At 66.6% G+C, this 13,532-nt stretch carries 13 protein-coding genes; 6 read left to right on the top strand and 7 right to left on the bottom strand.

What is annotated here, in order from left to right:
• Positions 1-512: 512 nt before the first annotated feature.
• Together OHA58_RS22060 and OHA58_RS22055 are read right to left on the bottom strand one after the other, a co-directional pair.
• On the bottom strand, positions 513-1,862 hold the full coding sequence (locus OHA58_RS22060; RefSeq protein WP_405480825.1) for an FG-GAP-like repeat-containing protein: 1,350 nt from the start codon (positions 1,860-1,862) through the stop codon (positions 513-515).
• Between the two features lie 316 nt (positions 1,863-2,178).
• Positions 2,179-2,826, bottom strand: a complete 648-nt coding sequence (locus OHA58_RS22055; protein WP_405480823.1) for a TetR/AcrR family transcriptional regulator C-terminal ligand-binding domain-containing protein — start codon at positions 2,824-2,826, stop codon at positions 2,179-2,181.
• A gap of 429 nt (positions 2,827-3,255) precedes the next feature.
• Here OHA58_RS22055 and OHA58_RS22050 point away from each other — a divergent pair, with 429 nt between their 5' ends.
• Positions 3,256-3,681 (top strand): hypothetical protein, encoded by a 426-nt coding sequence (locus tag OHA58_RS22050; RefSeq protein ID WP_405480822.1) that lies wholly within the window; start codon positions 3,256-3,258, stop codon positions 3,679-3,681.
• 173 nt (positions 3,682-3,854) lie between these two features.
• Here OHA58_RS22050 and OHA58_RS22045 read toward each other — a convergent pair whose 3' ends face one another.
• The 4 genes from OHA58_RS22045 to OHA58_RS22030 form a co-directional block, all read right to left on the bottom strand.
• Positions 3,855-4,214 (bottom strand): hypothetical protein, encoded by a 360-nt coding sequence (locus OHA58_RS22045; protein WP_405480821.1) that lies wholly within the window; start codon positions 4,212-4,214, stop codon positions 3,855-3,857.
• Positions 4,211-4,690 carry a hypothetical protein gene (locus OHA58_RS22040; protein ID WP_405480819.1) on the bottom strand — a complete coding sequence of 160 codons (480 nt, stop codon included), beginning with the start codon at positions 4,688-4,690 and terminating at the stop codon, positions 4,211-4,213. Before OHA58_RS22040 ends, OHA58_RS22045 begins: the two co-directional genes overlap by 4 nt.
• Before the next feature lie 112 nt (positions 4,691-4,802).
• Entirely contained in the window at positions 4,803-5,003 is a 201-nt protein-coding gene (locus OHA58_RS22035) for a DUF397 domain-containing protein (RefSeq protein WP_405480817.1), read from the bottom strand.
• Positions 5,000-5,857: a helix-turn-helix domain-containing protein gene (locus OHA58_RS22030; RefSeq protein ID WP_405480815.1), complete on the bottom strand. Its 858-nt coding sequence runs from the start codon at positions 5,855-5,857 to the stop codon at positions 5,000-5,002. The genes OHA58_RS22035 and OHA58_RS22030 overlap by 4 nt, the downstream gene beginning before the upstream one ends.
• A 155-nt stretch (positions 5,858-6,012) precedes the next feature.
• Here OHA58_RS22030 and OHA58_RS22025 point away from each other — a divergent pair, with 155 nt between their 5' ends.
• The 5 genes from OHA58_RS22025 to OHA58_RS22005 all read left to right on the top strand — a co-directional run bounded on the left by OHA58_RS22025 (position 6,013) and on the right by OHA58_RS22005 (position 12,036).
• Positions 6,013-6,390, top strand: a complete 378-nt coding sequence (locus tag OHA58_RS22025; RefSeq protein WP_405480814.1) for an ATP-binding protein — start codon at positions 6,013-6,015, stop codon at positions 6,388-6,390.
• Positions 6,391-7,863: 1,473 nt separating this feature from the next.
• The gene (locus tag OHA58_RS22020) at positions 7,864-8,322 is read left to right on the top strand and encodes a hypothetical protein (protein ID WP_405480813.1); all 459 of its coding nucleotides are present in this window, start codon (positions 7,864-7,866) and stop codon (positions 8,320-8,322) included.
• Positions 8,322-10,568, top strand: coding sequence for a hypothetical protein (locus tag OHA58_RS22015; RefSeq protein ID WP_405480812.1), 2,247 nt, complete (start codon positions 8,322-8,324; stop codon positions 10,566-10,568). The genes OHA58_RS22020 and OHA58_RS22015 overlap by 1 nt, the downstream gene beginning before the upstream one ends.
• Positions 10,569-10,616: 48 nt before the next feature.
• Complete coding sequence (locus OHA58_RS22010; RefSeq protein WP_405480811.1) at positions 10,617-11,270, top strand: hypothetical protein; 654 nt, start codon at positions 10,617-10,619, stop codon at positions 11,268-11,270.
• Positions 11,271-11,367: 97 nt separating this feature from the next.
• On the top strand, positions 11,368-12,036 hold the full coding sequence (locus tag OHA58_RS22005; protein ID WP_405480809.1) for a hypothetical protein: 669 nt from the start codon (positions 11,368-11,370) through the stop codon (positions 12,034-12,036).
• 118 nt (positions 12,037-12,154) lie between these two features.
• On the opposite strand, the gene mycP is transcribed toward OHA58_RS22005, so the two are convergent.
• The gene (gene mycP / locus OHA58_RS22000) at positions 12,155-13,531 is read right to left on the bottom strand and encodes a type VII secretion-associated serine protease mycosin (RefSeq protein ID WP_405480808.1); all 1,377 of its coding nucleotides are present in this window, start codon (positions 13,529-13,531) and stop codon (positions 12,155-12,157) included.
• Position 13,532: the final 1 nt, after the last annotated feature.

Here is a 13,532-nt window from a genome sequence, read left to right as displayed (position 1 = left end):
AGCGCATCGCGACGTTCGCGTTCCCAACGTACGACCCCGCCGGAACCCGCAATCAGCCGCCCCGCCATATCCGGAGAAACGGGCCACGTTGGCAACGACCCTGAACCCGATGGGTCGTACAGGGCCCCGTGTCAGATACGGGGCCCCACCGACCGCTCCTGCCACCCCCGTGACGCGGCAGTGCCGCCTCACCATAGGCCTGGACCATTGCAACTCCACCAGGCGGCCGCCGGATGACCACGGGCCTTCCGCAAACGGAGTGAGAGCTGCCAAGTCGCGGACGAGGGCCGCCTAGCCACGGGGGAAGCCGGGCGGCCCTCGTACTCAACAGTAAGTACACAGGAGCGGACGCGGGCCCGCAGATGGCCGACGTTTGCTCGATCTGCACGCCCGGCTCGCGACCGTCACACACACGTCTGCGCTGGTCATCGCCATGAATGAGTCGTGCGAGCGGCGCCGCGGGGCCACGCCGATTCGGCCGGAGTCGATCGCTCCCTCGTAACGGCATGTGCTCAGGAGCCCGAAATGACGTCCCCGAACATGGGGTCGTCCCCCGAGTTCCCGATGCCCACGGACGACGCACCGAAGCTCACCGAGCCGGTGGCCGTGACGCCTCCGGTGGAGCCGCGCAGGACCCACACGGCGCCGTCGTCGCTGTTCTCGCCGCCCGCGCCCACCGACAGATCGGCGCGGCCGTCCTTGTTGTGGTCGGCGAGGTGGATGGCGTCGCCGAACAAGTCCGACGACTCGTTGGCGCCCGGGACACCCGAGGTGCCCTGGTTGAAGGACTGGGCGCCGGTCCCCGTCAGGCCGGAGGCGCCGCCACGCAGTACCCAGATGTTGCCTGCTTGGGCTGCGGAACCGATGCTCTCGAAGTCCGCGCCGACGGCGAGGTCCGGGTAGCCGTCACCGTTGACGTCACCCGCGGCGAGTGCGCCGCCGAACGAGTCGTCGGACTCGTCCGTTCCCGGCACACCCGCGGTGTCCTGGCTGAAGACAGCACTGCGAGCGGTGTCGACGCCCGCCGCACCGCCGTAGAACACGGTGACGTAGCCGCCCCTCGCCGCCTGGTCCAAGACGGAGACGAAGTCGGAGCCGACGACCAGGTCGTCGTGCCCGTCACGGTCGAAGTCGGCCACGGTGAGCGCACCCGCGTACCCCGCGCCCGCCTCGGTCTGCAGCGTGGGCCCGGTCGAGGCGCCCCGGTAGACGAAGTTGCCCGCGGAGGACCCCACCACCACGTCGTCCGTCCTGTCGTTGTCAAAGTCCCCGGCGGCCAGCCGGACGGCGCCCTTGGGGTGCGCGCCGGCTTCGATCTGCGCGTCGAAGCGCAGTTTCCCGGCCGCGCCGCCGGACTTGGTGAAGCCGCCCTTGAAGATCCACACGTCCTTGCCGGTGGAACCGACCGCCAGGTCGGCCTTCCCGTCACCGGTGAAGTCGCCGACCGCGAGGGACTGGCCGAACCGGTCGTGGCCCGACGCGTTCGGGTCACTGATCGTCGTGCCGCCCGACAGGCCGGACGAGCCGCCCCACAGGATCGTGACCGACCCGCCGTCGACGTCGCCGCTGACGTCCTCCAGCGGTGTGCCCACGACGAGATCGCCGTAGCCGTCGTTGTTGAGGTCGCCGTGCGCGAGTTCGGTGCCGAAGCGGTCCGAGGTCTCCGAGGCGCCCGGCACGCCGGAGGAACTCTGCGAAGTGGTCTTGTGGCGCGCGGCGCTGATACCGCTCGACGAGCCGTAGTTGACGACCACGGCGCCCGCCTTCGCCTTCCCGCCCGCGACAGCACCCGGGGCGCCCGTCGCAAGATCGCGGTAGCCGTCACCGTTGAAGTCGTCGGCGAGGCCCGGACGCGGCGGCACTCGCGCCGCCGGGCAGGGTAATGAGCAGGCCACCGGCCAGGACAGCCGCGACGGCGGTGGCGCCCAGGACGACGGGTCGCCGGGAGCGCTTGTGATGGGACCGGGACATGGGTTCCTCTCCTCCAGGCCAGATGTGCGGCTCGGAGATGACCTCTGGTGAGCCTGAAGGGTTGTATGGGACAGGCGAGGTTTTGGCGCTGACGACGTGGTGCACGGCAACGATCGGGGCACTTCCAGGCCATGCCCGCGTGGGGCGCCCGCACGGCCGAAAAATGATCACCCACCAGCCGACCCGTCAGGCCGGCACGCCCCGCCCTCAATCGCGCACCACGCCGTCGCCCGAGCGCCCGCCGGCCCCCTCTCCACAGAACACCCCGCCCAACGCCGCCCGATAAGCCGCCTCAGCGCTCGCAACAACAAGCCGCTCATCAATGTCCGCCCGCATGATGAGCAACCGGTAGTAGAAGGGCGCGCTCAGCGCCGCGATGACTTCGTACGCATCCGTGTCCGGAGGAACCTCGCCCCGATCGACGGCGCGACGCACCAACTGCGTCACGACTTCCGTGCGCGCGACGAAAGCGCCGCGGACAAGATCCGCGATATGCGGGTCGTACGCGGCGGCCGCCACCATCGCCTCGACGAGGTTGCGACTGCGCGGCAGGGCATGGAACCCGGCGATGGCCTCGGCCAGCTCGTACAGGTCCCGACGGAACTCACCGGAGTCCGGCGTGGCGATCGTCTTGCTGTGCTGGGCCATCAGATCGACGACGACCCCCTCGACGCTGCGCCAGCGGCGCCTGATCGTCGAGACGTGCACACCCGAACGCGCCGCGAGCTTGTCGAGGGTGAGCCCGCCGAACCCGGTCTCGTCGAGCTCGTGCAGCGCGGCCGCGAGGACGGCCGCGCGGGTGCGGGCCGTACGTCCGCCGGGGCGGGCGGAGCCGTGCTGTGGTCGCTCAGTCATCGACGCCAATCTAGACGCCGACCCGATGGGCACCAGATCTTCACGTGCGGCCCGGTCGATTCCTGCCGTTTTCGAATTGTGTGGGCCCGCGACTTCCGGATAGCGTGAGCACACCTTAATGCGCGGCGAGAAGCATTAGCGTCACGTCGCGCCGAGGTGTACGGGGGTACGTGAGCCGGGGCCCCATCCGGGCCCTGAGCTCACACAACGGGGGATATCGCCACCGCTGCCGCGCCGGCCAACGCCGCGCGGTGGCGGTGGCGCCACGACCACGCAGAAGAACCTCACCGCGACGTCCGACCACGACAGCGGCACCCCTCCCCACGCCGGAGGCGCCGCCCCACACGTCCCCACGCCTCCCTGCACCACGACCGAGCGGCCCCGAACTCCGCTTCCGGGCCGTCCCCACCGCAGAGAGGGCACAAAGTCATGCGCACCATCCGCCGGAAGATCGCCATGACCGCGACCGGCCTCGTCGGCGCCGCGGCCCTGCTGACCACCAGCGCCGTCAACGCCCACGCCGACGAGTACGACATCACGTTCAAGATGTACCCGGGCAAGATCAGCGTGCTCGTCGCCTACGTGGACGGAAAGCCGGCCGGACGAGTCAGCTGGGTCGCCGACCCCTACGAGGGCGACCCGACGGGCGACCACCTGTGCGCCGTGGACGACAGGTCGGACGGCTACTACGTCAAGGGCATCCTCTCCACCGTCAGCACCGCCGGCAGGCCCGCCCCAGGCGGCTCCGACTGCCAGGGAGGAAACCTCCCCGAAGACCACGGCTACGGCCTGAAGGCCTGCCTGGAAAACCACTACGTACGAGCCTGCTCGACCGAGTACTACGTCCACTCCTGACCAGCAGACAACCGACAACCGGTCCCGGGAGCAGCCAGACCACACTCCCGGGGCCCCACCCCCAAGTGCAGCAACAACATCCGGCCACACCCCAGGTCAGAGGTGCTGGGTTGCTGGGTTGCTGGGGCGTCAGATTCCGAGCCCGGCCCAACGGCGCTGGGCTGCCCCGTACCTCAGCGCTGGTCCGTCGCCCGAGGGTGCCCTGTGCCCGCGAACGTGATCCAGCAAGTGTCGCGACCGGCATCCAGCAGGTACCAGACGCGCCCGCCGCCGGTCACTTCGATCTGCCACTGCTCACAGGTCTGCCCGCGGTAAGTGCCGTGCGCGAGGCTCCCCTTCAGCCGGTGGTGCCGGGAGTTCTCGACCGTGGGCCGGGGATCGGTACGCATGACAACCCAGGCACGGTAGGTGTTCTCGCGCACCTGCCGGCACAGGTTCTCCCACCCCTTGGCCGCGGCCGCGTCGGCGAACCGGACTTCCCATTGCCCCTCCGCTGCCGGAGGGGCGGCACGATCGCCGCGCCCCGCGCTCACGCGCGACCCCTCGGGTCGGGAGCCGTCCCGTAGTCCTCGTCATGCTCCCTGGTCAGCGCCTCCAACAACTCAGGGTCGGAATACGCCTCGGCCGTGTGCTGCCAGGCGACGAGCATGAGGGCCACTGACGCACTGTTGCCCACCGAGTCGGCGGCCCTCATGGTGTCGACCAATTCGACAGCGAAAGCGTGAACGTCGGGCTCGGGCAGGAAACGAACCCAAGGGAACGCGTCCGGCAGTACGTCCAGAAGCAGTTCCATGCTGCCGGGCTCACGACGCGCCATCGCGGCCAGCATGCGGGTCGCGGCCGACACCACGGTCTGATCCTGCTCCGCGCGCGCCGCCGTGGTGAGGACCAGGTCCTCCCCGTCTCTACGGTGAAGCAGCAGCCTGGGCGACTCCTTGAGCCGGGCAAGCGTCTGCTTGTTCTTGTTCACCAGCTCGGAGAAGTTCACGGCCGCGTTCTCAGTCGCCATGAGATTGAAAGTACTTCGAAAGTCGCCACTCCGCCATTACCCGAAAGAGGGGCATCCGCGCCGAGGCGCCTGCATGCACGGCCATACGACGGGTGACCCGCCCCGCCTCACATCAGCAGGAGGCGACGAACACGGCCCAAGCAGCGGGCGCCACAGCCATGTGAGGCTGCCGCGTGTCCTTGGAGTCGCGGACGTGGATGGCCGTGGGCGTACCAGCGACCTCGACACAGTCCTCGCCGTTACTGCTACTGCTGAAGCTGCTCTTGAACCACGCCAGCCCGCAGTCGTTCCTGCCAGCGGTTCTGTCCGTCACGTTTCCCCCAGCAGATGCTCGATGAAAGCCAACGACTCCCCCGCCGTGAGAGCCTCGGCGCGGATGATGCCATACCGCAGTTCGAGGATCCGGAGCTGCCTGGGCTCAGAGACCGGACGGCCCCCGAACTCCCCGTCAGAGCGGCCTACTGCAGAACCGTCCCCGAACTTCAGCACCTCGATCAGCCCGCCCGTACCTGGATGGTCTCCGCGACTGGTCGGCATGACCTGGATCTCAACGTTCCGCATCTGCCCCAGCTCCAGCAGTCGTTCGAGCTGCCGACGCAGAACCATTGTCCCTCCGGTCGGGCGACGCAGCGTCACTTCCTCCTGAACAAAGCTGAGTTCGGGGGCGGGCGACCGGTCGAAGACCGACCGCCGCCCGACACGCGCAGCCACCATCCGCTCCAACTCGTCTGGTCCGTACGCCGGCCGCCGCGTGCTCAGCAACGCCCGCGCGAACTCCTCGGTCTGCAACAAGCCATGCATGTTGTGGTTGCTGTAGAGAGCCAGCTCGACCGCCCGCGCCTCCAGCTTCGCCAGTTCACGGACCTTCTTCGGGTACTGAGCCTGCGCAACATCCTCCGACATCGCGGCGATCTTCCCGCTGGCGCCAAGAACCTCATCCGCCTTCACAAGGAACTCGGGACGCGGAATCCGCCGACCGCTCTCCAACTTGTAGACCTGGTTCTCCCCGTACCCCACCCGAGCACCGAACTCGGCAGCGCGCAGCCCCGCAGCCTCCCGCCACATCCTGAGCTGGCGCCCCAGCGCCTCGACCAAGGCGACCGTCTCGTCCCCCGGCTCGATGCCCCACCCTGCCCCGCCGTCGCCACTGTCCGCAGTCACACTCACAAGCTCACCTCCGAGGCGTCGCTTCCCACCGCGCCCACGCCCCCGGAACATCCCGGCTTGACGGCCTGTACAAGCCCGTACAACCACTGGACAGTCACCGTACGCATCGACGGAATCACTGTTCAGAGTAGGCGCGGCTGGCCACGCTGAGTGACATGAACGACGAACTCACCTTCACGATCCGCCTGTCGGCAACCCACCGAGGCGCACGCCTCGCCCGCCGACTGACAGTCCAGCAACTCCTCGACTGGGCCCGCCCGTTCGAGACGGCAGAGCAACTAGTAGCCGAACTGGCGAACAACGCAATTACCCACGGCCGCGTACCCGGCAGGGACTTCCGCCTGACACTCACACTCACGCCGGCGGACACGCTACGTATCGAGGTGACGGACGCCCGCGGAGACGCGATGCCGCGCGAGCCGGGTTACGGCCTGCTCCTGGTCGAGGCACTGGCGGACGCCTGGGGTACGAGATTGGGCCCGCCTCCAACCAAGACGGTATGGGCCGAATTGGAGGCATCAAAGCCATCTTGACCAGATCGAGGGATTCACGACGCGGTGGCCCAATGCGCGGCAGGTCACGCGATCAAAGGCCAAGTATCCGGGGAGAGAACCCTCCCCAACCTCCCCCAACCCCCGCTGCTGCTGCTCGACCGAACCCCGACTGAGGCTGACGTTCGCAGACCGAGGTCCAACCGCGGCCCGGGTTGCCCTCCCGCCGAATGCTCGATCACTCCACCCTCCCGAGCCTCAGCCCGAGAAAGCCAGCCCCCACAGGCAGCAGCGGAACAACGAAAGGGATGGAGGCATCAGCAACCACCCCCGGAGAGCAACCACGCAATTCAAGAACCCCGAACCCGCACCTCACCCACAAGGGTGATCGCGCCCAACTCAACTTGCATGAAGCCCCGTTCGCACTCCACGCTCACCCAGAGCAACGCGAAACAACTCCAGAACACAGAACGGCCCCCGCCGGGACTGGCATCCCACTGCGAGGGCCTGACCACCCAGGAAGAAGAGACCTTCCCGATGGCTGATCAGCAGCTTAACGCGCCCCCGTGCGCCCAGTCCCAGGTTCCGGCGGACGTTCCGCCGAGCGGCATCCGTCACATCAACCGCCGCCACGCGGACCGCTTCACGGTCGTAGGCAACCACCTGGTCCAACACCGCCAACTCTCCCTCACGGCCATCGGCTTGGCGGCCCACATCCAGTCGCTCCCACCCGGCGCCAGCGTCACGATCAAAACGTTGGCGGCCCGCTTCCCGGAGGGCGAGGTCCGCATCGCGGCGGCGTTACGCGAACTGGAATCGCACGGCTACCTGACGCGAACCCGAGAGCGCCTGGCATCAGGCCGAGTGATCACACGCACGACGTCGTACAACAACCCACCAGCGATGACGGCCACCCCGGCACCACCCCACGAGCCACGGCCCACGCCACGGACACCAGCGCGCCAACCCCCCACCCCCACGCCCCCGCCCACACCTACGGGCCCAGCCGCAACGCTCCTCACAGACCTACGCCGCCACGACCCACGCCTCCTACTCGCAACTCGCGACGTCGCCCGCCTGGCGCCCGCGGTAGCGACATGGATGGACCGCGGCATCACGCGGGAGGCGATCCGCCGAACCCTCACGGCCGCCCTCCCACAGGAACCCCTCCGCAACCCAGCAGCCCTCCTCTCCCACCGCCTGACGGAACTACTCCCCCCACCCCTGCCCGCACGCACCCCCACACCCCCGCCCCCACCCCGCCCGGCCCCCCTCCAGAACTGCGACGGCTGCGACCGAGCATTCCGCTCCCCAGAACCAGGCAAATGCGCCACATGCCGCCCACCCGAGCCGAAGGCGGCGTAACACGAGCGGCAGTTGAGGCATTTCCTCCTGGTTTGCATCTGCGAGATCACCCTCCGGTCTGTGATCTTCGCAGCGAGTTGCTAACTTGATCGAGCCAATGCATCTGACGATCACAGAAGCAACCGGGTACACGGGGGAAGGTGCTCACCCATGGCTTGGGAAGAATGGGATCAGCTCAAGGCCGAGGCGGCAGCCCGGCACTCGACCAACATGCAACTCAACAGCATCCCGGCGGACCCAGGCGGCGGAGGCGGGAGCCCGCACGGCGATCTCACGGTCAACCAGAAGGACCTAGCAGCAGTCGGTAACGCTGCCTTCGAACTCCGCACAGAATTCGAAGGCGTCAGCGACCGCGCCCGCCTCTCTTCCATGAAGGTCACGAGCAGCCTTAAGAAGAGCGATGGGTTCGCGCTCGGTGACGCGCTGGACCACGTCGCAACGCACTGGGTCGACCAAGTACAGAACCTTCTTGACGCGACGGCCCACATCTCCAACCACCTTGACTACACCAAGGGTGTGCACGCCAAGGACGAGGTCTACATCGCCGGCACGATCAGCAGCATCGCCCAGCTGGACAAGGGCTTCGACGAGCGAGGGACGGGCCACTGATGGATCTCGATGCGCTCCGCCACCTCAACTTCTCCCAGCTCGATGACGCCATCGACGACTGGGACCAGATGACGCGGGACCTCAAAACCGTCGCAGACCACGCCGACACGAACCTCAAGAGGAAAGCTGACAGGGCCAACTGGACGGGATACAACGCGGCCGTCACCCGGGAGTTCGTCGACAAGACCTCGGGGGAGTTCAGTGACGCCCACACACAGGCGGACACCGTCACCAAGATCCTCAAGGACACCCGTGGTGAACTGGGGAATTACAAGACTCAGTTGAACACCTTGATCGAGTCGACCAAAAGTATGACGGTCGTGGACACAGGCAACGGCTCGTTCAATGTCATTCCCAACCCCACGACCGACCCCGATGGCGCCAAGACTGATGCCGCCAGCCTGCGTGACCAGATCGAGGGAATCCTCAAGAAGGCTAGCGAAAGCGACACAACAGCCGCAAAGGCCTTGCGGCTCATCGTCGACCACGCCGAGTACGGCTTCTCGGACGCCAGCTACAAGGACCGGGACTCAGCAGCCGCAGCGATCAAGGCGGCCGAGGAGGCCGCTAAGACGCTGCGCAAGAACCCGCATGACGTGACGAACACGGAACTATCTTCCCTCGATTCAACCTTGGCCAAGTACAAGAACGATCCCCTCTTCGCCGAGCAGTTCGCCGTTGACGCGGGCCCGAAGAAGATCATGACGTTCTACGCGGGAATTGCCGATCCTTACGGAATGCATTACGACCCGGAGCGCGGTGCTCTGGCAAAGAAGCTTCAGAAGAACCTGGGCATCACGCTCGGAACAGCCACGCTCTCGGACAGCGCGAACATGCGGGGCTGGGAGAAGCAGATGGTGGGTCTGGGGTCGGGCGAACTCGGAACCGACGATGCCAACAACCCTCGCGGCTTCGCCGTCATGAGCAACCTCATGCGATTCGGCGACTATGACGATCAGTTCCTCAACGACTACGGCGACAAGCTCTACGCGTTCGACAAGGAACACAACGTCAAGGGGCTAAGCCCTTGGGTAAATAACTGGAATCAGGGCGACCTCAACTTCTGGGGCAAGGACGACCGAGGCCGCGACCCGATGTCCGGTTTCCTCGAAGCACTCGGGCACAACCCGGACGCCTCGACGCAGTTCTTCGAGCAGCCTGACGGCTCCGGGGCCGGCGTTGACAAGGACTCTGAGGTCAACGACCACCTCAAGTACCTGACCAAGGAGCGCATCTGGCTCTCCGATGCCACGCTTGACGGCAGTGACAAGGTCGTGGCTGGACGTGACTCCCTCGGCCACGCATTGGAGGCAGCCACCATCGGCTACCCCTACGACGCCGACGCAAAGGCCATGCGGGCCGGAGATCACCGCACAGCCGCGACAGCGGGCGTCATGGAACAGGTCGCATATCTCTACGGCAGCAAAGATGGGCCGGATATGCTGCATGCCCAACCAGAACTGGCCGACAGTCTGGGCAAGATGGGCGGCGCCTACATCGACGACCTCGACTACAATCTTTCCGGTGTCGGCGAGAGCGCCATGGACAGCGATACCTTCCCGCCCAAATATCCCGGGCGCGCCCACTTCACCAACGAGGGTGCGATCAACTTCTTGAGCGTTCTCGGACAAGACGAGAATTCACACCGTGCCGTCACTGCCGCGCAGCACCTTTACGCACTGAGCGCCCTCGACGCCTACCCCCCGACGACCGAAGCCAACATCGGACACGCTCATGACGTGCTGACCACCGAGGCCCAGGCCCGGGGCATTCTCGACAACTCCCGGGTTCAGCAGGCCGAAGCTACGTACAAGGCCGGTTCGGAAGAGGCCAACAAATCGCTGGGACGCTCTGCCGACTGGATCAAGCTCGGGGCCGGAGCGGTCGTCGGCGGCGGCATCGCGGCGATTCCGCTTCCGGGGTCCACGGCAGCTGCTCTCGTAGTCGCGCCGCTCGCAGCGGACACCGTGGGGGAGGCGGTGAATACCTTCATCGGACATCAGGTCGACAAGGGTGTGGACGCGGCAGAGAAGGATCCCACTCAACAGGCTCAGGTGACGAGCAGCGAATTCTACAAGAAGGGCGTAAATCAGCTCGGATCCGAATATGCGTCCTACATTGAGGACAGCTCCAAGGCCAAGGAAATCGGCAACCAACAGGACTGGAACGAAGACATCAACAACGCGTACTACGGAACCGGCTCACAAGAAAACGACTACCGCGGCCTCGCTCCACACAAGGACTGACCTGTGCAACGGATCAGCAGACGACCACGTGCCTGCATTACGCCCCAGGTGGCGGCAGGTATCGCCCTGGCGGCTCTCGGCCTTGTCTCGTGTAGTGACGGCGACGACGGTAACAAGACTGAGCCGAGCTTGACCGCTTCCCAGGTATGCGCCTCAACCCTCGACGATTCGGCGGCTGCGGCTCTCGAGCGCATGGGTGACACCGAGAAGTTCACTGAACTCCCGGGCACTAGTGACTCTGGAGAGCCCAACAAGTTCTCGCCAAAACGAGCCGCGGACACCCTTTACAAGGACATGACGCAGCGGAACCAGTGTGTCGTCTTCAAATCCGAAGACACCACCGGTCATCCGTTGATCTCCGTGGATTTCTCGGCTGTTAAGCACCACCCGAGCACGACCACAGGTGGCAGCGAAGGCTCGGATCCGTCCCGTTACCGGATGGGCGTGTACGCCGCGACGCACGGCACCACTGGGGCCTCGCTGTACTTCAAGTGCTCGACGCGGAATCCCGATGAGTCGGGGCAGTCCACGCCCTACGTCGAGGCAGAGCTTGTCGGACTCCCGGACCAGCTCTCGGCGAAGAGTACGGGGCGCGACAGGATGGCCGTCCTCAACGCCGTCTCACGTGCCATGGCAAAGGAATTGGGTTGCGCCTCACAGGCATCCTTGCCGTATCAAGTGCCTGCAGCCCAGGCCGATTGACACAAGGAAGTTGGGTCGACGATTACCCGCCCCGGAGCCCAAAGCGCTCGTTCCAGCCATCGGCCCTCAGGACTGACGGCCTCGACAGGATGAAGACGTGGACGCGGCCCCCGCGACGACGACTTCCTGCCCGACGCGCGGCCGCCCCTGGAAGGTCTCGGCCGTCGCGGCGGGCGTCCTGCTCGTTCTGGCCGGGGTCGGCGCTTGGCTGTTGTGGCCCGACGAGGAACCCGCCGTAGCAGTGCCCAGGAAGGTGTGCGAGAAGTCGCTTCCCGGCACGGCCGTGAGGGGTCTCATGCCCGAGCACGGCGAGAAGTTCCAAGAGAGGAACTCCTACAAGTTCTCCTCCGCCGAGCACAGTCAGGGCGCCATGCGCGGCTGGGCACTCGGGCAATGCTTGCTGACCGGAGGAGGGGCGAAGGTCGATGTCGAGTACCGGCTGCTTCAGGGTGCCGACTACAACCGCGCCGACGCCGAGCACGATGCTCGCAAGTCCGGCCATACGCCGCTGACGCTCGGGAACGCGATCGGGTACCTGTACGGCACCGGCGCTCACCTCTTTGTCAACTGCCCGGTGCATTCAGGCGGCGACGAGCTTCTGTCGATCTCGGTCGGCGTAGGCGGCAGCGGACCAGACATGAAGGACCACACGTTGCGTGCCAACGCGGCTACCCTGGCCGCCTCCACCGCCCGGCACGCGGCCCAGGACATCCGGCAGTGCGCCGACGCGGAGAACCTGCCGGATGGTGCGCCTGACATCGGGTGAGGCGGGGGTGTCCCCGGTGTTTCGGGCCTGCTCGCGGCCTTGGAGGCGGCGGCCGGCGCAACAGGTTAGGCGTCGTCCGCCCGTTCAGGATCGTGCGGGACGTCCCGGATGGGGACCGTCAGCGACCCTGGTTGGGGTTGTGCTGGTTGTCGCCCGACGGAGGCGCGTACTGCTGTGGGTTCGTGAACTGCGGCGCCCCGTACTGCTGTCCCTGATAGGGCGGCTGGGCCGGAGGGTAGGGCGGCGGCGAGGCATGCGAGGCCGCCGCGCGGCGTCGGCTGCGGCTGATCGCAACGGCGGTCGCGGCGCCGGCCACGACGAGCACGCCTACGCCGACACCGATCCAGAGGAGGGTGTTGCTGTCGTCGCCCTTCGATGCGGCGGCCGGCGCGGCGGAGCTGGTGTCGTCCGGGGCCTGGGCGCCCTTGGAAGGCTTGGTGGCTGGGGGCTTGGATGCTGCGACGGGGTAGTCCGGGAGCGGGTACTTGCCGGCCGGGCCGGGGTCGCCGGGGGTCTTCAGGGCAATGCGGGGGCGGACGGTTCCGTAGCCGATGGCGTCGTTGCGTTTCGCGCCGTCCGTAGGGCCTCCGATGGTGTTGAGCATGACTCGGAGGACCTGGTTGTTGGTCCAGGCAGGATGCTTGGACCAGAGCAGGGCAGCGCTCGCAGAGGCCAAGGCGGTGGCGTCACTTGTACCGTGGGTCTTGCAGAAGCCGGTCTTGCCGCCACAGGCGTGAACCATTTCATCGCCTGGGGCGGAGATGTCGACCTGCTTTCCGTAGGTCGACTCGGACGTCCGATGCAAGTCCTTGCCAATTGCGCCAACGCCAACCACACCTGGCGTGGCCGCAGGATATTCGAGCGTATTGGCCTTGTTTCCACTGTTGCCAGTTCCAGCAAAGATCAACGAGCCCTTCTTCAGGGCGTAGTCGACAGCTGCCGAAAGCTGAGGCGATCCCTGCGCCTGCGCCTGAGAAATATTGATGACCTTCGCGCCTTCGTCGGCCGCGTACCGGATTCCCTTGACCAGCGCGTCGAGGAACTCTGCGCTCGATTCGGCCTCACTGGACGCCTCCATGGCGTTCGGCAGACGGATCGGAAGGATCTTCGCGCCCGGCGACAGGCCGAGAGAGCCCTGTCCGCCTCCGTAAGCACCTGTTCCAGCGATCAATGCAGCCATGCCGGTGCCGTGGCCCTCGTAGTCGGTGTATGCATCTCCCGACTGACTGGCCGGCGCGAGATCCTTGCCGCTGAGGATCCTGCCTTGCAGATCCGGGTTGTTACGGTCCACCCCCGTGTCGATGACGGCGACGGTGACGCCCTTGCCCGTGCTGGTCTTCCACATGCCGTCCGCCTGCATGGCATCGAGGTACCACTGCTGAGACCGGATGGAGCCCGCTTGAGCCGGGGCTGCTGCCGTACCCACCAGCAGCAGGCCTAGGAGCGCCGAAGCTGCTGCGCCGCGGCGTCTGTGACGAGTGCTGGTGGTGGGCATG

Source organism: Streptomyces sp. NBC_00009, from assembly GCF_045040855.1.
In the GTDB taxonomy this organism is placed as follows: Bacteria; Actinomycetota; Actinomycetes; order Streptomycetales; family Streptomycetaceae; genus Streptomyces; species Streptomyces aureus.
Note: the sequence above shows the minus strand (reverse complement) of the source record. Positions and strands in the feature narration are given on the sequence as shown.